Annotated in this window: 13 protein-coding genes; 9 read left to right on the top strand and 4 right to left on the bottom strand. The window is 72.4% G+C overall.

The features are described 5' to 3' along the window. Positions 1-279 precede the first annotated feature (279 nt). A complete protein-coding gene (locus tag ABZ948_RS27200; protein ID WP_359763802.1) occupies positions 280-1,116 on the bottom strand; it encodes an SCO6745 family protein in 837 nt (278 codons plus the stop codon). Between the two features lie 240 nt (positions 1,117-1,356). On the opposite strand from ABZ948_RS27200, the gene ABZ948_RS27195 reads away from it, so the two are divergent. The 3 genes from ABZ948_RS27195 to ABZ948_RS27185 all read left to right on the top strand — a co-directional run bounded on the left by ABZ948_RS27195 (position 1,357) and on the right by ABZ948_RS27185 (position 3,303). Further along, complete coding sequence (locus ABZ948_RS27195; protein WP_359763735.1) at positions 1,357-1,959, top strand: TetR/AcrR family transcriptional regulator; 603 nt, start codon at positions 1,357-1,359, stop codon at positions 1,957-1,959. A 112-nt stretch (positions 1,960-2,071) separates the two neighbouring features. After that, complete coding sequence (locus tag ABZ948_RS27190) at positions 2,072-2,905, top strand: SDR family NAD(P)-dependent oxidoreductase (protein WP_359763733.1); 834 nt, start codon at positions 2,072-2,074, stop codon at positions 2,903-2,905. Between the two features lie 26 nt (positions 2,906-2,931). Beyond that, positions 2,932-3,303 (top strand): MerR family transcriptional regulator, encoded by a 372-nt coding sequence (locus ABZ948_RS27185; protein ID WP_359763801.1) that lies wholly within the window; start codon positions 2,932-2,934, stop codon positions 3,301-3,303. Positions 3,304-3,450: 147 nt separating this feature from the next. On the opposite strand, the gene mfd is transcribed toward ABZ948_RS27185, so the two are convergent. Beyond that, positions 3,451-7,008 (bottom strand): transcription-repair coupling factor, encoded by a 3,558-nt coding sequence (gene mfd, locus ABZ948_RS27180; RefSeq protein WP_359763731.1) that lies wholly within the window; start codon positions 7,006-7,008, stop codon positions 3,451-3,453. A gap of 249 nt (positions 7,009-7,257) precedes the next feature. Between mfd and ABZ948_RS27175 the strand changes: the two genes are divergently transcribed. After that, on the top strand, positions 7,258-8,697 hold the full coding sequence (locus tag ABZ948_RS27175) for a DUF2079 domain-containing protein (protein WP_359763729.1): 1,440 nt from the start codon (positions 7,258-7,260) through the stop codon (positions 8,695-8,697). A 197-nt stretch (positions 8,698-8,894) separates the two neighbouring features. On the opposite strand, the gene ABZ948_RS27170 is transcribed toward ABZ948_RS27175, so the two are convergent. Both ABZ948_RS27170 and ABZ948_RS27165 read right to left on the bottom strand, forming a co-directional pair. After that, on the bottom strand, positions 8,895-11,474 hold the full coding sequence (locus ABZ948_RS27170) for an ABC transporter permease (protein ID WP_359763728.1): 2,580 nt from the start codon (positions 11,472-11,474) through the stop codon (positions 8,895-8,897). Continuing rightward, the gene (locus ABZ948_RS27165) at positions 11,471-12,259 is read right to left on the bottom strand and encodes an ABC transporter ATP-binding protein (protein ID WP_094053521.1); all 789 of its coding nucleotides are present in this window, start codon (positions 12,257-12,259) and stop codon (positions 11,471-11,473) included. Before ABZ948_RS27165 ends, ABZ948_RS27170 begins: the two co-directional genes overlap by 4 nt. A 499-nt stretch (positions 12,260-12,758) precedes the next feature. Between ABZ948_RS27165 and ABZ948_RS27160 the strand changes: the two genes are divergently transcribed. The 5 genes from ABZ948_RS27160 (at position 12,759) to ABZ948_RS27140 (ending at position 19,528) form a co-directional block, all read left to right on the top strand. Continuing rightward, entirely contained in the window at positions 12,759-14,252 is a 1,494-nt protein-coding gene (locus ABZ948_RS27160; RefSeq protein ID WP_359763726.1) for an MFS transporter, read from the top strand. Between the two features lie 20 nt (positions 14,253-14,272). Continuing rightward, the gene (locus tag ABZ948_RS27155) at positions 14,273-14,779 is read left to right on the top strand and encodes a GNAT family N-acetyltransferase (RefSeq protein WP_359763724.1); all 507 of its coding nucleotides are present in this window, start codon (positions 14,273-14,275) and stop codon (positions 14,777-14,779) included. Positions 14,780-14,860: 81 nt separating this feature from the next. Further along, a complete protein-coding gene (locus ABZ948_RS27150; RefSeq protein ID WP_359763723.1) occupies positions 14,861-17,284 on the top strand; it encodes a hypothetical protein in 2,424 nt (807 codons plus the stop codon). Positions 17,285-17,477: 193 nt separating this feature from the next. Next, positions 17,478-17,918, top strand: a complete 441-nt coding sequence (locus ABZ948_RS27145) for a DUF485 domain-containing protein (protein WP_359763721.1) — start codon at positions 17,478-17,480, stop codon at positions 17,916-17,918. Beyond that, positions 17,915-19,528: a sodium/solute symporter gene (locus ABZ948_RS27140; RefSeq protein ID WP_359763720.1), complete on the top strand. Its 1,614-nt coding sequence runs from the start codon at positions 17,915-17,917 to the stop codon at positions 19,526-19,528. Before ABZ948_RS27145 ends, ABZ948_RS27140 begins: the two co-directional genes overlap by 4 nt. The last annotated feature ends 247 nt before the right edge of the window (positions 19,529-19,775 follow it).

The raw sequence follows: 19,775 nt of genomic DNA, 5'->3' as shown, positions 1-19,775 counted from the left end.
GGCTTCTGCGTCAGCTCCAACGGCCGTCCTGTGGGCGGCTTTCCCCGTCCGGGCCGGATCGCATGGCATCGCCTGTCCGGGCTGAATCGGATGGCACCGCCTGCCCGGGCCGGATCGCATGGCACCGCCCGTCCGGGCCGGATCGCATCCCTCGACCGGGTCGGACTGCAGGGCACCCCTCGCCCGGGCCGGACCGTACGGCATCGCGTGTCCGGGCCGGATCGCATGGCATCCCTCGACCGGGCCGGACTGCAGGGCATCCCTCGTCCGGTCTCCCGGTCAGACCTTGCCTATGCCCAACGTCGTCTCCGAGGGCAGCAGGCCCGATCCGAGGACCGCGATCCAGTAGTCGCCCAGCAGTCCGGCGAGCCGGTCGACGCCGTAGGGGCCGAGGGACCGCCAAGGGCCGGCGGCCAGTTGGTCGGTGAGGCGCTCCACGCGGTGGCGCAGGGCGCGGCCCTCCCCCGTGGCCGTACCGTCCTCGTCGACCAGCCCCCTGGCGGCGAGGCGGTCGCGGGCGGCCGCCCACTCGCCGGGACTCCAGCCTCGGCTCGCGAAGCGTTCCACCGAGGCGGCGCCTATCGCGGCGAAGGAGACGAGCGACTCCACGGGATCCAGGCCCGCCAGGAGCAGGGCCGCGAGATGGCCGTCGCCGCGGTGCTCGCGCAGGATCGTCGCGGCGTGCCACAACTGGAGGTGCGGGGCCTGCGGCCAGGGCAGTGCGGCGTTGGCGGCGGCGAGCGGACGCGCGGCCGTGTCCGCCGCCTCGGCGGCGCGCCGGGCGAGCGCGGCGGCCTCCGCCAGCTCAGGGCTGTCCACCCGGCCTCCGAAGAGGGTGCGGTAGGCCCGGTCGACCGCCCGTGTCCTCGCTTCCAGCACGGCGCCCGGGCTCGCGATCCGCCACGCCGGCCCGATGTGCTCCGCGACCATGCGCGGGCTGAAGCTGTAGAAGGCCGAGGCCACCTGCCGCGGGCCGGCCTCCCCCAAGGGGGCGGCGCGGTACGGGAAGTAACTTGGCCAGCGCTCCCGCGTGTCGAACCCGAGGGCGGCCGCCTCCTCGAAGGCCTCCGGTGCGTAGTACAGCACCGCGTGCAAGGGCTCCAGCAGGTGCCACATCTGCCGGACGCGGGCCGGCTCCACGCTGCCGCCCCGTGTCACCGCGCCCTCGCCGTTTCCGCCCGGCCGCGAGGTCTCGCCGATCTCGCCGACATGTTCCGTCATGGTGTGCCTCCGCTCGCGTCCGCCCCCTCGGCGCGGGGTCGGACGACACCCGATCCCGCCACAACTTGACAATGACAAGATTGCCTCGCCCGCCCCCAACTTGTCAATGCCTAGATTCGGCGTACGCTCCTGCCCATGAGCTCCAGCAAGGCGTCAGCGAACAGCAAGGGCCCCGCAGGTCGCCCGTACCACCACGGCGACCTGCGCCGCGCCATCCTCACGGCCGCCCTCGACGCGATCGCGGTGGACGGTCCGTCCGGGCTGAGCCTGCGCGACCTGGCCCGCCGCGCGGGCGTCTCGCACGCCGCGCCGGCCCATCACTTCAAGGACCGCGCCGGGCTGCTCACCGCGATCGCCGCCGAGGGTTTCGGGCTGCTGGCGGCCGCGTTGCGGGAGGCGGCGGACCTGAAGGAGGCGGGCGTGCGCTACGTACGCTTCGCGCGTGAGCATCCGGCGCACTTCCAGGTGATGTTCGCGCCCGAGCTGCTGCGCGCCGGCGATCTGGAGCTGACCACGGCCCGGGCCCTCGCCTCGGACGCCCTGCGCGAGGCCGTCACCGCCGTGCCGCCGGAGGGCCGGGGCGCCGACGCCCGCCTGGCCGGTGTCGCCGCCTGGTCCCTGGCCCACGGCTTCGCCACGCTGCTGCTCAGCCGCAACCTGGACGGCCCGGTGGGCGACCGGGATCCCGAGGAGGTGTTCCGCGTGCTGGCGGAGATGCTGTTCCGACGCGGCGAGTAGCGGCGGCGGAACGCCGGCCGGGGCCGACGCAGGGGCGCCCGCGACCGGCAGCGGCTGCGCCCTCGTCACGCGCTTGACCTTGCCGCTGGCGTCAGGGTCCGAAGATCCCCGCATGGACTTCACCAACCCGCAGAACCCGCAGAACCCGCAGAACCCGCAGAACCCGCAGAACCCGCGCGAGACTTCGTCGACGACATCGTCGACGACACCGCGAACGGTGCTCGTCACCGGCGCCGGCACGGGCATAGGCCGGGCCACCGCCCGCGCCTTCGCCGACGAGGGCGCACACGTCGTGGCCGTGGGCCGTCGCGCGGCGCCCCTCGCCGAGACCGCCGCCCACGACCCGTCCCGTATCAGTCCGCTGGTCGCGGACGTCACGGCCGACGACGGCCCCGAGACCATCGTCCGTACGGTGCTCGACCGGCACGGCGGCATCGACGTACTGGTGAACAACGCCGGCATCGTCACCACCCAGTCCTTGCGCACGTACACCCGTGCCGCCGTCGAGCCCCAGCTCGCGACGAACCTCCTCGCTCCGGTGCTGCTCGTCCAGGCCGCGCTCCCGGCGCTGGAGGAGAGCCGCGGGGTGATCGTGAACGTGACGACCTCGGTGGGGCAGCGGGGCTGGCCCGGCAACTCCCTCTACGCGGCGGGAAAGGCTGCCCTGGAGGTGCTCACGCGCAGTTGGGCGGTGGAGCTCGCGCCCCTGGGGATCCGGGTCGCCGCCGTGGCCCCCGGTGCGATCGACACCCCGATCGCCGACCACTCCGGCCTCACCCCCGAGCAGCGTGCCGCGATCCGCGCCTGGCAGCTCGACCACACGCCGCTCGGCCGGATCGGCCGCCCCGGGGAGGTGGCGTGGGCCATCACCCAACTTGCCTCGCCGCGGGCGTCGTTCGTCACCGGCGTGGTGCTTCCGGTGGACGGTGGCGCGGTCGTCGGCTGAGACTGGCGCCCATGGCAGCACCTCGTATGCGGATCGGCGAACTCGCCGAAGCGACCGGCACCACGGCGCGCGCCCTGCGCCACTACGAGCAGGCGGGGCTCATCACCTCCGAACGGGCCGCGAACGGCTACCGCCTGTACGACGCCGATGCGGCGGTCCGCGTCCGCAACATCCGCGGTCTCCTGGAGGTCGGCCTGACCCTCGACGACGTGCGGGTGTTCCTGCCGTGCCTGGACGGCGACGTCATGGCCAGGCCCGCCTCGGACCAGGCCCTGCGGGTCGCGGCCGACCGGCTCGCGGTGCTGGACGCGCGGATCGCAGCACAGGTCGCGGTCCGCGACCGGCTGGCGACAGCACTGCGCCGGGCCACCGGTGCACGGGTGAGACCGGTGGCCTGACGGAGCTCGACGGCGCTTGACGACGCTTGAGGGCGCTCGAGGGCAGCGCGCCGCACGGCGCGGACGCCAGGCGGCACTGGGCGTCTGACAGCCCTACAGCCCTACAGCCCTACAGCTTTCCAGCCCTCCAGCCCTACAGCCCCGGCATCAAGACCCCAGCACCGACGTCAGGAACTCCCCGACCCACGCCAGCAGCTCCCGCCCGACCAGCGGCTTCCCGCCCACCTTCGCCGTCTTCGGGCGCGGCACCAGCACCTGGTGCACCGCCGGCTTGATGACGACCCCGGGGTACAGCCGCTTGACCCGCAGCTCCTGCGATTCGCGCAACTCCACCGGCGCGAACCGGATGTTGTTGCCCTGCAGCACGATCTCGCCGACGCCGCACGCACGCGCGAGCATGCGCAGGCCGGCGACGAGCAGCAGGTTCTCCACCGGTTCGGGCAGCTTGCCGTAGCGGTCGACGAGTTCCTCGCGTACGGCCTTGATGTCCTCCTCCGTGTTGGCGGAGGCGATGGCGCGGTAGGCCTGGAGGCGGAGACGCTCGCCGGGCGCGTAGTCGTGCGGGACATGCGCGTCGACGGGCAGCTCGATCTTGACCTCGAGCGGCGGCTCCTCCTCGATCTCGCCGGTCTCCAGCTGGCGCCGGTAGTCCGCGACGGCCTCGCCGACCATGCGCACGTACAGGTCGAAGCCGACGCCCGCGATGTGTCCGGACTGCTCGCCGCCGAGGAGGTTGCCCGCGCCGCGGATCTCCAGGTCCTTCATCGCCACGTACATGCCGGCGCCCATCTCGGTGTGCTGGGCGATCGTCGCGAGCCGCTCGTGCGCGGTCTCCGTCAGCGGCTTCTCCGGCGGGTAGAGGAAGTAGGCGTAGCCGCGCTCGCGGCCCCGGCCGACCCGGCCGCGCAGCTGGTGCAGCTGGGACAGGCCGAAGTTGTCGCCGCGCTCCACGATCAGGGTGTTGGCGTTGGAGATGTCGATGCCGGACTCCACGATCGTCGTGGACACCAGCACGTCGAACTTCTTCTCCCAGAAGTCGACGACGACCTGCTCCAGCGTGGACTCCGACATCTGGCCGTGGGCGGTGGCGATGCGCGCCTCGGGGACGATCTCGCGCAGCCGGGCGGCGGCCCGGTCGATCGACTCGACCCGGTTGTGGATGTAGAAGACCTGGCCCTCGCGCAGCAGCTCGCGGCGGATGGCGGCGCCGATCTGCTTCTCCTCGTAGGGGCCGACGAACGTCAGGACCGGGTGGCGCTCCTCGGGCGGGGTGGTGATGGTCGACATCTCGCGGATGCCCGTCACCGCCATCTCCAACGTCCTCGGGATCGGGGTGGCGGACATCGTCAGCACGTCGACGTTGGCGCGCAGCTTCTTCAGCTGCTCCTTGTGCTCGACGCCGAAGCGCTGCTCTTCGTCGACGATGACCAGGCCCAGGTCCTTGAACTTCGTCTCGGACGAGAACAGCCGGTGCGTGCCGATGACGATGTCGACGGAGCCCTCGCGCAGGCCCTCCAGGACCGCCTTGGCCTCGGTGTCGGTCTGGAAGCGGGACAGCGCCTTCACGCTCACCGGGAACTGCGCGTACCGCTCGCTGAACGTCCCGAAGTGCTGCTGCACCAGCAGGGTCGTCGGCACCAGGACGGCCACCTGCTTGCCGTCCTGGACGGCCTTGAAGGCGGCCCGGACGGCGATCTCGGTCTTGCCGTAACCGACGTCGCCGCAGATCAGGCGGTCCATGGGGACCGACTTCTCCATGTCCTCCTTGACCTCGGCGATGGTGGTGAGCTGGTCGGGCGTCTCCGCGTAGGGGAAGGCGTCCTCCAGTTCGCGCTGCCAAGGGGTGTCCGCGCCGAAGGCGTGCCCGGGGGCGGCCATGCGGGCGCTGTACAGCTTGATGAGGTCGGCGGCGATCTCCTTGACGGCCTTCTTCGCGCGGGCCTTCGTCTTCGTCCAGTCGGCGCCGCCCAGGCGGTGCAGGGTGGGGGCCTCGCCGCCGACGTACTTGGTGATCTGCTCCAGCTGGTCGGTGGGGATGTAGAGGCGGTCACCGGGCTGGCCGCGCTTGGCGGGCGCGTACTCGACGACCAGGTACTCGCGGGTCGCGCCCTGCACGGTGCGCTGCACCATCTCGATGTAGCGGCCCACGCCGTGCTGCTCGTGGACGATGTAGTCGCCCGCCTCCAGGGTGAGCGGGTCGATGGTCTTGCGGCGGCGGGCCGGCATCCGGGCGCCCTCGCGGCCGGACGCCCGCTGGCCGGTCAGGTCGGTCTCGGTCAGGACGGCGAGTCTGAGGGCCGGGTCGACGAAGCCGTGCTCGATCGAGCCGCACGCCACGTGCACGAGCGACGGGGAGATCTCCGCGAGGTCCGTGTCGAGCCGGGCGGCGATGCCCTCGCCGCCGAGCACCTCGACCGTGCGGGCCGCCGGTCCGTGCCCCTCGGTGACGAACACCGCGCGCCAGCCGTCGGCGAGCCAGCCCTTGGTGTCGGCGAGGGCCTTGGCGGTGTCGCCGCGGTAGGTCTCCGGGGCGTGCATGCCGAGCTTGAGGGTGTCACCCGCCGCGTCAGCGGCAAATGGATCCGTCAGCTCCTCGTCCGCGGCGAAGGGCGACACGGACCACCACATCATGTCCAGCTCGCGGGCCCGGTCCCGGACGTCCCCGATGGACCACAGGGAGGCCGCGCCGACGTCGATGGGCGCCTCGCCGCCGCCGGCGGTGGCCGCCCAGGAGGCCTGGAGGAACTCCTGCGAGGTGGCCACGAGGTCCGACGCGCGCGTGCGGACCCGTTCCGGGTCGCAGACGACGGCCATGGCGCCCTTGGGCAGCACGTCGAGCAGCAGCTCCATGTCGTCGACCAGGACCGGAGCGAGGGACTCCATGCCCTCGACGGCGATCCCCTCGGCGATCTTGCCGAGCAGCTCTCCGAGCTCGGGGTGCTGTTCGGCCAGGGCACGCGCGCGTGTGCGGACGTCTTCGGTGAGCAGAAGCTCGCGGCACGGCGGCGCCCACAGGCCGTGCTCGGCGACTTCGAGGGAGCGCTGGTCGGCGACCTTGAAGTAGCGGATCTCCTCGACGTCGTCGCCCCAGAACTCGACACGCAGGGGGTGTTCCTCGGTGGGCGGGAACACGTCGAGGATGCCGCCGCGGACGGCGAACTCGCCGCGCTTCTCGACGAGCTCCACGCGCGCGTAGGCGGCGGCCGCGAGGGCGTCGACCACCTCGTTCAGGTCGGCGCTCTGGCCGGTCCTCAGGGCGACCGGCTCCAGGTCACCAAGGCCCTTGACCTGCGGCTGGAGCACGGACCGCACCGGTGCCACGACGACGGAGACCGGGCCCGTCTCGGGGTCGTCGGGCCGGGGGTGGGCCAGGCGGCGCAGCACGGCCAGGCGGCGGCCGACGGTGTCGCTGCGGGGGCTGAGCCGCTCGTGCGGGAGCGTCTCCCACGACGGGTACTCCACGACACCCTCCGGCGGGAGGAGGGAGCGCAGGGCCGCGGCCAGGTCCTCGGCCTCGCGGCCCGTCGCCGTCACCGCCAGCACCGGGCGGCCCGTGTCGCGGGCCAGGGCGGCGACGGCGAAGGGGCGGGCCGCGGGGGGACCGACCAGGTCGACGTGCATGCGGTTGCCGTCTGCGGCCGCCTTGATCGCTTCCGCGAGCGCGGCGTCCTTGACTACGGCGTCGAGCAGACCGTGCAGGCTCATTCGGGGCTTTTTCCGTCCAGGGGAGGGGCAACACGACGGGCCCGACGCGCGCTGCGGGCCGGGGGTCTCCAGCGTACGACGATGCGCGCCCGCGCGGCGGGCCTGTGGATAACGACCGTTCTCCCCTGGCCGCGCCCGGCTCCGCCGGTCAAGGGGGAATCAGCCGCCCAATCTTCACAACTTCACCCCCACCAGTTGTTTTCACCACGGCATGATCTGTCCGATTCCCGCCCCTGCGTAAGGCACGTCATGCCTGCCTCCACCCTCCAGGTCCCGTCCCCCCGGATACCTGCGCCGGCCGCCCACGCCCCGGGTGGCCGGCGCCGCCTCGGCGCGCGGTGGGACCCCTGGGTCCTCGCCGCCGCCCTCTTCGCCGCCTACGCGACCGTCTCCGTCGGCCGCTACCGGCACATGACGACCCTCTCCTGGGACCTGGGCATCTTCGAGCAGGCCGTGCGCGGCTACGCGCACCTCAGGGCGCCGGTCGCGGACCTCAAGGGCCCGGGCTTCGACATCCTGGGGGACCACTTCAGCCCGGTGACCGCCGTGCTCGCGCCGCTGTACCGGCTGTTTCCCTCACCGGTCACGCTGCTGGTCGCGCAGGCCGCGCTCTTCGCGCTGTCCGCCGTGCCGGTCACCCGCGCCGCCGCCCGGCTCCTGGGCCGCCGCCGGGGTCTGGCCCTCGGCCTCGCCTACGGGCTGTCCTGGGGCGTCCAGCGCGCCGTCGACTTCGACTTCCACGAGATCTGCTTCGCCGTCCCGCTGATCGCCTTCTCCCTGGAGGCCCTCCTCGCGCAGCGCCTGCGCGCGGCCCTGTGCTGGGCGCTCCCCCTGGTGCTGGTCAAGGAGGACCTGGGGCTGACCCTGGCCGCGATCGCGCTGGTCGTGGCCTGGCGGGCACGCGACCGGTCGCCCAGGGCGGTCCGGTACGCGCTCGGTGTCGCGGTGTTCGGCGTGGCGGCGACGGTGCTCGCCCTCACCGTGGTGATCCCGTGGTTCAGCCCGTCGGGCGGCTACGCCTACTGGGACAAGGTCGGCGCAGCGGGCAGCCCCTTCGAGGGCCTCGGCACCAAGCTGCGCACCCTCGCCTGGCTGCTGGTCCCCACCAGCGGGCTGCTCGCCCTGCGCTCCCCGCTGCTGGTGGTCGCCCTGCCGACGCTCGGCTGGCGCTTCCTGTCCGGGGACGCGCACTACTGGGGCACCGACTGGCACTACAGCGCGGTCCTGATGCCGGTCGTCGTGCTCGCACTCGCCGACGCCCTCACGACCGCGCGCCTCAGCACGCGCGCGTGGCTGCGCTCGTACGCCGCCCACCTGCCGGCCGCCGTCGCCGCCGCGGCGCTGGCGCTGACCACCTCGCTGCCGCTGGCGCAGCTGGCCGAGGCCGAGATCTACCGCAAGCCGGCCGCCGTGTCCGGCGTCGAACGCCTGCTGGCGCGGATACCCGACGGCGCCACCGTCGAGGCCAACATCGGCCCGATCAGCCGCCTCACCTCGCGCTGCCGGGTCTTCTGGCTCGGCAACACCCAGGGCGTCACCCCTGAGTACATCGCCCTGGAGAACGTCGACGGCGGGTACCGCGACCCGGTGGGCTACGCCCGCGTGCTGCACCCGGGAGCCGAGTACGCCGTCGCGGGCGAGGCCAACGGGTACGTGGTCCTCCAGCGGCGGACGGCCACCGGTAGCTGACACGCCGTACGACCCACTCGCCGTACGACCCACTCGCCGTACGACCCACTCGCCGTACGGCTCTCATGCCCTGCGGCCGGCGCGGCGCGCCGAAGCGGCCCGGCGGGGAGCGCACAGCGCTCGGCCCGCCCCGGAGGTGGAGACCTCCGGGGCGGGCCGTTCCCCCGCAACCCCCGTGTGCGGTGGTTCCTGGGCGGTTACTCGGTCGCGATCGCGTTCAGGACGTTCATCCGGCCCGCCCGGAACGCCGGGATCAGTGCCGCGAACAGGCCCACGAACGCCGAGCCGATGAAGACGCCGATGATCGTCGGCCAGGGGATCTCCAGGACCATCAGGCCCTCCAGCGCGAGCAGCTGCTGCGCGGTGGCTCCCCAGCCCATGCCCAGTCCGAGGCCCAGCAGGGCGCCGAAGAGGGCGATGACCACCGACTCCATGCGGATCATGCGGCGCAGCTGGCGGCGGGAGAGGCCGATCGCCCGCATCAGGCCGATCTCCCGGGTGCGCTCCACCACGGACAGGGCCAGGGTGTTCACCACGCCCAGGATGGCGACGATGATCGCCAGCGCCAGCAGGCCGTAGATCATGTTGAGCAGCTGGCCGATCTGGTCCTTCAGGGCCTCCTTGTAGTCGGTCTGGTCGCGCACGGTGTACTGCGGGTAGTCGTGCAGCGCCGACTTCAGGGACTTGTAGGCGGCGTCCTGCTGCCCCTCCTTGGCGCTGGCGAAGACCAGCGAGTCCAGCGGCATCTTGTCGGCAGGGACGTACTTGGCCATCGTGGCGATGGACGTGTACATCGCGCCCGCGTCGATCACGACGTCACTGCTGGTGATCGCCCGGACCGTCAGGTCGGCCGCCGAGCCGTCCTTGAAGGCCACCTTGACCTTCGAGCCGAGGCTGATGCCGTGGTCCTTGGCGAACTTCTCGTGCACGGACATCGAGTCGGGCTTGTAGGCGTCGGGCAGCTTGCCGGCGACCGTCTCGGTGCGCAGGTCGGTGGCGTACGACGGGTCCGCCGCCGTGATCGCCGTGTCCTTGAGGGTCTCGCCGTCGGGGGTGGTGAAGTCGGCCTTGGTCCACTTGTACTCGGTGACCCGCTCCAGCTCCGGCGTCGACTTCATGGCCTTGACCGCCTGCGGGGTGATCAGCTGCCCGCTGTCGGACTGGACGATGAAGTCCGTGCCGACGGTCTTGTCGAGCTGGTCGGTGGCGGAGGCCACCATGGAGGAGCCGACCACGGACAGGCACGCCACCAGGGCGAGGCCGATCATCAGCGCGGCACCCGTGGCGCCGGTGCGGCGCGGGTTGCGCAGGGCGTTGCGCTCGGCCATGCGCCCGACGGGGCCGAACATGCGCAGCAGGGCGGCACCGAGGACGCGGACCACTCCGCCGGCGAGCAGCGGGCCGATGACGACGAAGCCGATCAGCGACAGCACCACGCCGAGACCGAGCCACAGGGAGCCGTCCTTGGCCTTGTCGGCCGCCGACGCCAGGTACAGGGCGAAGCCGCCGGCGCCGGTGAGGACGGTGCCGATCACACCGCGTATCCAGCCGGCCCTGGCGTCCGCCGGGGCTCCCGCGTCGCGCAGGGCGGCCATCGGGGAGATCTTGCCGGCGCGGCGGGCGGGCAGGTAGGCGGCCAGGACGGTGACGATCACGCCGAGGACGAGGCCGACCACGGGGGTCGTCCAGGCCACGGTGAGGTCGCTGGTGGACAGCTCCATGCCCATCTGGCCCATGAGCTTCATCAGGCCGACCGCGAGGCCGACGCCGGCGCCCACGCCGAGCACCGATCCGACGAGGCCGAGCAGCAGCGCCTCGGCGAGCACCGAGCGGTTGACCTGCTTGCGGGAGGAGCCGATCGCCCGCATCAGGCCGATCTCCCGGGTGCGCTGGGCGACCAGCATGGAGAAGGTGTTGATGATCAGGAAGATGCCGACGAGGAAGGCGATCCCGGCGAAGCCGAGCATGGCGTACTTCATGACGTTCATGAAGCCCGCGACGTCCTTCTGGTTGGCGTCCGCGGTCTCCTTGGCGGTCTTGACCTGGTAGTCGCCGCCGAGTTCGGCCGTGACGTTCTTCTTCAGCTGTGCGTCGCTGGTGCCGGCGGCCGCGGTGACGTTGACGTTGGTGTAGACGCCGGACTCGCCGACCAGGGTCTGCTGGGCGGTCTTGGTGTCCAGGTAGAAGATCGCGGCGCCGGGGTTGGTGACGGTGAAGTCGGCGATGCCGGAGATCTTCGCCTTGTGGGTGCCGACCGCGCTGATCACGCCGATCTCGTCGCCGAGCTTCAGGTCGTGCTTGTCGGCGGTGTCGGCGTCGACCATGATCTGGTCGCCGCCCCTGGGCGCCGCGCCGGAGGTGATCTTCATGGTGCGGGCGTCGTTGCCGTTCCAGCTGCCGACGATGGTCGGGGCGCCGCTGGAGGGCGAGAGGTTGTCCTTGTCGGCGTCGACGACGGTCACCGACGTGGAGAAGACGGTGCCCTCGGCGGACTTCACGCCGTCGGCCTTGCGCACCTCGGCGAGCACGGACGCCGGCAGCACGGGCGGCTTGCCGTTGTCGGCGGTCGTCTCACCGCTGTCGGAGGCGCCCTTGGCGCTCACCGTCACGTCCGAGGAGGTGGCCGCGAAGAGCTTGTCGAACGTGGTGGACATGGTGTCCGTGAAGACGAGCGTCCCGCAGACGAAGGCCACCGACAGCAGGACGGCGATCGCGGAGAGCGCCATGCGGCCCTTGTGCGCGAGGAAGTTGCGCATCGAGGTCTTCATGACGGTCATGACGTGCGCCCCCGGGCGTCGAAGTCCTTCATGCGGTCCAGGACGGCCTCCGCGGTCGGCTTGTACATCTCGTCGACGATGCGGCCGTCGGCGAGGTACAGCACGCGGTCCGCGTACGAGGCGGCCACCGGGTCGTGCGTGACCATGACGATGGTCTGGCCCAGCTCGGTCACGGACCGGCGCAGGAAGCCGAGGACCTCGGCGCCCGCGCGCGAGTCGAGGTTTCCGGTCGGCTCGTCACCGAAGATGATCTCGGGCCGGGCCGCCAGCGCCCGCGCCACGGCGACGCGCTGCTGCTGGCCTCCGGAGAGCTGGGTGGGCCGGTGCTTGAGCCGGTCGGCGAGGCCGACGGTCTCCACGACCCGGGCCAGCCACTGCTTGTCCGGCTTGCGGCCCGCGATGTCCATGGGCAGCGTGATGTTCTCGATGGCGTTCAGCGTCGGCAGCAGGTTGAACGCCTGGAAGATGAACCCGATGCGGTCCCGGCGCAGCTGCGTGAGCTTCTTGTCCTTCAGGCCGGTGATCTCGGTCTCGTCGAGGTAGATCTGCCCGCCGGTGACGGTGTCGAGGCCGGCGAGGCAGTGCATGAGCGTGGACTTGCCGGAGCCCGAGGGGCCCATGATCGCGGTGAACTGGCCGCGTGCGATGTCCACGTCGACGTGATCGAGGGCGACGACCCGGGTCTCTCCGGACCCGTACGCCTTCACGACCTGGCGCGCCCGCGCGGCAACGGCCGTACGCCCTCCAGTACCCCCGTGCCTGGGAATGGTCACAGCCGAAGTCACGGTATGTCTCCTATATCGGTCAGCAAATGGTGAAGGCGGTCGCCTGGTCGACAGCCGCGGTACGCGCTCTCGGAACGGATGAGCCCGTCCGACGCGTTTCAGTCTCGCCGCGGGGAGGGGCCCCGCGCCCTGGTGTTCAGCGCAGTCTTTTCCTGAGGAAAACCCCACCCCCGCCGGTGTGTGAAACCGCCCCCCGGCGGCGTAAAGCCAGGTTAAGGAACGCCCTCTCCGCGTCTCGTCCTCCGCCGGTACGAACCCTCCCCAGGTCGTAGTACGGAGGTACCCCTAGGGGCAGTCCACCGAAGGGTGGAGGCCGTCTCAGGGTCGGCTCCACCCGTCGGTCCAGTGAGGCTCCCCCCGTCGGTCCAGTCAGGCTCCACCCTCCCGCGACGTCAGGGTCAAGTGGGAAGCTGTCGGGCGGCAGGTAGGTGCAAGGGGCAGGCATGGCGGCACCGGCGCAGGACTGCGGCGTGGCCACGGCGAGGGGGAGGAACCCGGGGTGGGCGGCACCAGTTCCACGGCACATGAGACCGCGCGGCCGGCCGCGACCGACCGGCGCGGAGCCGTCGTCGCCGCGCTGATGCTCTCGATGGCGCTGGCGGCGCTCGACGCCACCATCGTCTCGACGGCCGTCCCGCAGATCGTGGGGGACCTCGGCGGTTTCTCCGTCTTCTCCTGGCTGTTCTCCGGCTATCTGCTGGCCGTGACCGTCACCCTGCCCGTGTACGGCAAGCTCTCCGACACCTTCGGCCGCAAACCGGTCCTGATAGCGGGCTCGGTGATCTTCCTCGTCGGCTCCCTGCTGTGCGCGCTGGCCTGGAACATGGGGGCGCTCATCGCCTTCCGGATCGTGCAGGGACTGGGCGGCGGCGCCCTCCAGGGCACGGTGCAGACGCTCGCCGCCGACCTGTACCCGCTGAAGGAGCGGCCCAGGATCCAGTCGAAACTGTCGACGGTGTGGGCGCTGTCCGCGGTCGCGGGACCGGGTCTCGGCGGTGTGCTCGCCACGTACGCGGACTGGCGCTGGATCTTCCTGGTCAACCTGCCGATCGGCGCGGTCGCCCTATGGCTGATCGTCCGTCACCTCCACGAGCCGGAGCGGGAAACGGCGACGCACGCGCGCGTGGACTGGGCGGGCGCGCTCGCGGTGTTCGCCTGCGGCGGCGTCCTGCTCACGGCCCTGGTGCAGGGCGGGGTGGCGTGGCCGTGGCTGTCGGCGCCTTCCCTGGCCCTGTTCGGTGCGGGGCTCCTCCTGGTCGCGGTGGTGGTGCTGGTGGAGCGCCGGGCGGCGGAGCCGATCATCCCGGGCTGGGTGTGGCGGCGCCGCACGATCGCCGCGGTCAACCTGGCCCTGGGCGCGCTGGGTCTGCTGATGGTCGCGCCGGCGGTGTTCCTGCCCACCTACGCCCAGTCGGTGCTGGGCCTCGCGCCCGTGGCCGCCGGATTCGTGCTCTCCGTATGGACGTTGAGCTGGCCGGTGTCGGCGGCGCTGAGCCAGCACGTGTACCGCAGGATCGGCTTCCGCAACACCGCGATGCTCGGCATCGGAGCGGCCTCGCTGACCCTGTTCGCGTTCCCCTTCCTGCCGTACCCCGGGCAGGCGTGGCAGCCGACGCTGCTGATGCTGCTGCTCGGCGCCGCGCTGGGCCTGTTCCAGTTGCCGCTCATCGTCGGGGTGCAGTCGACGGTGGGCTGGGCGGAACGCGGTACGACGACCGCGTCGGTGCTGTTCTGCCGCCAGACCGGCCAGACGGTCGGCGCGGCGGTCTTCGGCGCGGTCGCCAACGGGGTGCTGGCCGCCAGGCTCGGCGGGGCGGGCGACCTCGACTCGGTGACCCGGGCGCTGGGTTCGGGCAGCGCGCCGGAGGCGACGCGGCGGGCGATCGCGGACGCGGTGCACGCGGTCTACCTGGGTGCGGCGGGCGCGGCGGCCCTGGCGTTCCTGGTGCTGCTGTTCCTCGCGCCCCGGAAATTCCCGGTGCTGAAGGACTGACCGTACGTATCCTCCGGCCCATGGTGACCTTGGAACGGCTGACGGCCGGTCACGCGGAAGCCCTGCTGGCCTTCGAACGGGAGAACCGCGCCTACTTCGCGCGCACCGTGCCGGACCGGGGGGACGCCTACTTCACTCCGTCCGGCTTCGCCGCACGCCATCAGGCCCTGCTGGCCGAACAGCGGGCGGGTGTGTGCCACTTCCACGTCGTCCTGGACGACGAGGGGAAGCTGATCGGCCGGGTGAACCTGCTCGACGTGGCGGACGGCGGCGCCGAACTCGGCTACCGCGTCGGCGAACGCGCCGCTGGCCGGGGCGTGGCGAGGGCGGCCGTGGCGGAGGTGAGCCGCCTGGCCGCCACCGAGTACGGGCTGACGACCCTCACGGCGGTCACGACCCTGGACAACCCGGCGTCGATGACCGTCCTGGCCCGCAGCGGTTTCACGCGCGTGGAGAACACGACCGTCGACGGCCGCCCCGGCGTCCGCTACCGCCGGCACCTCACCGCCGTCCCCGGCACCCCCTAGGGCCCGACCCCGACGCCTTTCCGGGACCGGACACTCGTGCGGGTGACGCGCCGTGACGGCCGGTGCGTGTCTGCTGGTGGCATGGACTTCAACAGGCGCACGGCGATGGCGGCGGGACTCGGAGCGATGGCGGCGGCGAGCGGCTCGGCCGCGGCCCGGGCGGCCACGCCCGCGGCGGTGACGGTGACGGTGCAGGGCGAGGCCGCGGTACGCACGAACATCCCGGTGGTCAGGGACCGCCGGGCCTCGGGCGGGCGGTACCTGAGGTTACGGACTGCGGGGAAACCCCCGGCGGGGACCGGCTGGTACGCGACCTACGCGGTGCGCGTCCCCCGGCCAGGGGTGTACGCGCTGACCGCCGTCGCCACGGCACCGATGGAGACGCCGCACACCGAGGCCGTCGCCTCCTATCCGCACCTGTCCGTGGACGACGGCCCGTTCGAGGAGATCGCGCGCTCACAACCGCACTGGTACGAGTCGCCGCCCGCCTGGGGCGACCTGTCCGTCCTGGACCTCGGCGTGGTCGAACTGGACGGCGGCACCCACACGTTCACCTTCCGCGTCACCGAACCGGCCGTCCTCGGCGACACGACGGCGTACGCCCTGTCCCTGGACCGCTTCACCCTGCGCCACCTGGCCGGGCACCCGGCCCTGCGCGAGCTGTCCGTGCCCCGGCACCGCGTGGGTGAACCGGCCAGGCTGCGGCTGGCCCTGGACGGGCGGGCCACGCGCGCGTACCGCGTGCGGTACGTCGTCAGCGACCACCGCGGAAGCCGGGCAGCGGCCGGCCGGGCCACCATCGCCGCGGGTGACACGAGCGTGACGGTCACACTGCCCGCCCTGCCCCCGGGGCACTATCGGGTGCACGCGGACGGCGTGACGGGCCGGTTCGCCCGCCTGCCCGAGCGGTCCGCCGTCACCGGCCCCACCAGCCGCTTCGGCGTCAACGTCTGGGCGTCCTCCCTCGTCCCGCCGTCCCGGCTGCCGGACTTCGCCGCGGCCCTGCGGGACATGGGAACCGGCTGGGTACGGGACGGCCAGTCCTGGCCCGCGGCCGAGCCTGCACCCGGCGCGTACGACACCTCCCACCACGACCGCCGCACCCGCACCCTGCGCGCCCACGGCCTGGCCGTCCTCGACGTGCTCTCCCCCGCCCCCGAGTGGGCCATGACCGACGCCTCGCTGCCGCTCCCGGCGGACCTCAGGCACGCCTACCGCTACGCCCGGCACCTGGCGGCGGCCGGCCCCGAGGCACTCCAGCTCTCGAACGAACCGGACGTCGACACCACCCGCAGCACCGGCGACGCCCACGCCGCGTTCGTGAAGGCCGCCGCCCTCGGAATCAAGGACGCCGCGCCCGAGCCCTGCCTCGTCGTCCTGCCGGGCCTCGCGCAGACCGGTCCCTTCCAGGACCTGATGCTCGCCAACGACGTCGTGCGCTACGCCGACGTGTGGGCCTTCCACGGCTACCCGGACCCGGCCGAGCCCGGCGAGCCGCGCTTCCCGGGCGCCGCGCGGGAGCAGCACGAACTGGCGCGCCGGCACCAGGCGCACGTACCGCTGTGGATGACGGAGTGCGGCGCGTTCCAGAAGGCCCGGCCCGGGGAGGACCTGACGCCGGAGCAGGAGATCGTCCAGGCGCGGTACGTGGTGCGTTCCATGGTGGAGGGGCCGGCGGCCGGGAACGAGCGGCAGTTCTGGTTCGCGGGCCCGCCGCTGCACGACGACGGCGTCTACTTCGGGCTGTTCGACCGGGATTTCCGGCCGCTGCCCGCCTACAGCGCCTTCGCGGCACTCACCTCGCTGCTCGGCGCGGCACACTTCACCGGCCTCGCGCCCGGCCTGCCGGACGGGGTCCGGGGGTTCGTCTTCGACAGCGGGCGTGGCGAGCGGGTCATGGTGCTGTGGGCGGAGCGGCCCGTGCGCGTGGACCCGGCAGGGGTCGCGTACGACCTGATGGGCCGCCGCCTGCCCGCGGGCCCGGTGACCGCCGCACGCGACCCCCTGTACGTCGTCTCCCCCGCGACCCCCGCGACCCCCGCGAGTCCGGCGGTTTCCGCGCCTTCCCTCCGGGCCACCGCTCGCCCCCAGGCCACCGCTCGCCCCCGGGCCCGCCTCTCCCCCGCCGAGCACATCGTCCTGGCCCAGCGTTTCCCCGCCCGCAACGCCGCCCCCGGCAAGGACGACGGGGACGCGCCGCCGCCGTACGGCTACCGTCTCGGCCGCCGCACGCGCATGGTCGTCGACGTCTACAACTTCGGTACCACCGCACGCCACGTGACGGTCGCGGCCCGGCCGGTGGGCGACGGGTGGTCCGTGCGGACGGAACACGGACGGCAGGAGGAACGCATACGCGTTCCCGCCGGAGGACGGGTCGGCGTCGGTTTCACCGTGCGCGCCGGGAGTCCGGTGCGGCGTCGCACCGACCGGCGGCTGACGTTCGGCGCGACGCTCGACGACGGCGGCGAAGTACCGGCGTCCGTGGCACTGATCCACCTCAGGTAGCCCACCGGGGACGCGCACCAACCTCGGTTAACGCGGGTAACACCCGAGGTCGGAAAGGTAAGCGCGTACCGACCGATCAGTTTGGTGAAACCCTCGCGCAGCCCCGGTACTCCGAAGTAACGTGCGTGGCCGCTCACCCCCCACCTCCCTGCGGTCCGCCGCACCGGATAAAACCCTCGCAAGGAGCACCGGGATGTCCTACGACCCGCCCCCGTACCGCCCCTACCCACCGCCACCCGATGCGTCGCCCTCGTACGACACCTACCCCTGGGCGCCGCAGCAGGAGCCCGAGCCGGCGGCCGCGAGGCGTCCCCAGCGCCACGCCGCCCTCGGGCACCACAGCGACCTGCGGATCCTGCGCAGTGCCTACCGCTGGCAGCGGCGCGTGGCCACGCTCACGGCGCTCGGGTACTTCACCCTGTTCCTGATCCTGTCGGCGTTCGCGCCGTCGTTCATGACGAGCACGGTCACCGACGGCCTGCCCACCGGCCTGCTCCTGGCGCTCATCCAGGTCCCCGTGACGTGGCTGGCGATCGCCCTGTACGAGACCACGGCCCGCCGCCACGTCGACCCGATCGCGGACCGGATACGCAAGCAGGCCCAGTTGGACGCCAAGCGGGAGGAGGCGCGGTGACCACCGAGTTCAGCGGCAACGCCCAGGCGATGTCCCTGGTCGGCTTCTCCACGGTCGCCACGATCACGCTGCTGCTCTGCGTGATGACCGGCCCGGACCGGGACGACCTCGACGAGTTCTACACCGGCTACAGCTCCCTGTCCCCCATGCGCAACGGCCTGGCGATCGCCGGCGACTACATCTCCGCCGCGACCGTCCTCGGCACGGGCGGCGTGATCGCCCTGTTCGGCTACGACGGCACGGTCCTGGCGTTGAGCACGGCCCTGTCACTGATGCTGCTGATGTTCCTGCTGGCCGAACCGCTGCGCAACGCGGGCCGGTTCACCATGGGCGACGCGCTGACCCGCCGCATGCCGGGACGCGCCGTGCGCATCGCGGCCTGCGCGGTGACCCTGGCGGCGCTGCTGCCGCTGATGCTGGTGCAGTTGGCGGGCACAGGGCAGCTGATGGCGTTCATCCTCGGCTTCTCCGGCGAGTCCTTGCAGACGGGCTGCATCATCGGCGTGGGCGCGCTGATGATCAGTTACGCGGCGATCGGAGGCATGAAGGGCACCGCCCTCATCCAGATCCTGAAGATCGTGATGCTGCTCGGCTCCGGCCTGGTGGTGGCGGCGCTGATCCTGAACCGCTTCGACTGGGACCCCGGGGCGCTGTTCGGCGCGGCCGCCGGGAACAGCGGCGTGGGTTCGGCGTTCCTCTCGTCGGGCCTGCAGTTCTCGGGCGCCGCCAGCCCCGACCTGGACATGATCACGGCGCATCTGACGATCGTCCTCGGCGGCGCCTGCCTGCCGCACGTCACCATGCGCATGTACACCGCCTCCAGCGCCCGGCAGGTACGGCGTTCGATGTCCTGGGCCGTGTCGAGCGTGGCCCTGTTCGTGCTCGTCATCACGGTCGTCGGCTTCGGCGCGACCGCGCTGGTCGGGCGGGAGGTCATCGCCCAGGTCGACCCGCAGGGCAACACGGCCTATCTGCTGGGCTCCCAGGCGGCGTTCGGCGCGGACGTGTCGACGGCGGAGACGTTCCTGTTCACGACCGTCACCACCGCGGTCTTCCTGACCCTGCTCGCCTCCGTCGCCGGGATGATCCTCGCCTGCGCCAACTCCCTCGCCCACGACGTCTTCGCGGCCCGGGTACGGGAGATGTCACCGCGCCGCGAGATGGCACTGGCCCGGATCTCGGCCCTGGCGGTGGGCATCCCGGCGATCCTGCTGGCCACGCTCGTCCAGCACCGCAGCCTGCAACCCCTGGTGACGCTGTCCTTCTGCCTGGGTGCCTCGGCCATCGCGCCCGCGCTGGTCTACAGCCTGTTCTGGCGCCGCTACACGCGAGCGGGACTGCTCAGCACGCTCATCGGCGGCTCACTGGCCGTCCTGCTGCTGATGCCGGGGACGAACCTGGTCTCCGGCTCGCCCGTCTCCGCCTTCCCCGAGGCCGACTTCAACTGGTTCCCGTTCACCACCACGGGCCTGCTCTCCATACCCCTGGGCTTCGCCTGCGGCTGGCTGGGCACGATGGCCTCCGGCCGCCGCAAGTCGGAGGAGCAGCGCCACCAGTACGAGGCGGTGGAGGGCTGGATCCTCGCGGGCGCGGTACGGAGGAACCGCTGACACGGACGACACGGCGGCGGTACGGCCTGCCGTACCGCCCGCCCCGGCGGAACGCAAGGCGGCCGGGCGTGACCCCAGAGCCGGGGCTGTCTTCACACGCCCCGACCGTCGGGCACTCGGGCGTGCTGCCACAGCCACCCCGGCCACCGGACACTAGGTGTATTGGCCCGCAGCGTTGTTGACACGGCTGATGGGTGGCTGGCCGCCCAGTGCGGTGTGGCAGCGGTGGTGGTTGTAGGTGTGCAGG

Origin of the sequence: Streptomyces olindensis (genome assembly GCF_040645895.1) — a bacterium.
GTDB classification, from domain to species: Bacteria; Actinomycetota; Actinomycetes; order Streptomycetales; family Streptomycetaceae; genus Streptomyces; species Streptomyces olindensis.
This window is presented reverse-complemented; position numbering and strand designations above follow the sequence as displayed.

Bases quoted from the DNA above. Each gene is read 5' to 3' on its own strand.
- ABZ948_RS27200 (WP_359763802.1), bottom strand. From the start codon at position 1,116: ATGTGGCACCTGCTGGAGCCCTTGCACGCGGTGCTGTACTACGCACCG.
- ABZ948_RS27195 (WP_359763735.1), top strand. From the start codon at position 1,357: ATGAGCTCCAGCAAGGCGTCAGCGAACAGCAAGGGCCCCGCAGGTCGC.
- ABZ948_RS27190 (WP_359763733.1), top strand. From the start codon at position 2,072: ATGGACTTCACCAACCCGCAGAACCCGCAGAACCCGCAGAACCCGCAG.
- ABZ948_RS27185 (WP_359763801.1), top strand. From the start codon at position 2,932: ATGCGGATCGGCGAACTCGCCGAAGCGACCGGCACCACGGCGCGCGCC.
- mfd (WP_359763731.1), bottom strand. From the start codon at position 7,008: ATGAGCCTGCACGGTCTGCTCGACGCCGTAGTCAAGGACGCCGCGCTC.
- ABZ948_RS27175 (WP_359763729.1), top strand. From the start codon at position 7,258: ATGCCTGCCTCCACCCTCCAGGTCCCGTCCCCCCGGATACCTGCGCCG.
- ABZ948_RS27170 (WP_359763728.1), bottom strand. From the start codon at position 11,474: ATGACCGTCATGAAGACCTCGATGCGCAACTTCCTCGCGCACAAGGGC.
- ABZ948_RS27155 (WP_359763724.1), top strand. From the start codon at position 14,273: ATGGTGACCTTGGAACGGCTGACGGCCGGTCACGCGGAAGCCCTGCTG.
- ABZ948_RS27150 (WP_359763723.1), top strand. From the start codon at position 14,861: ATGGACTTCAACAGGCGCACGGCGATGGCGGCGGGACTCGGAGCGATG.
- ABZ948_RS27145 (WP_359763721.1), top strand. From the start codon at position 17,478: ATGTCCTACGACCCGCCCCCGTACCGCCCCTACCCACCGCCACCCGAT.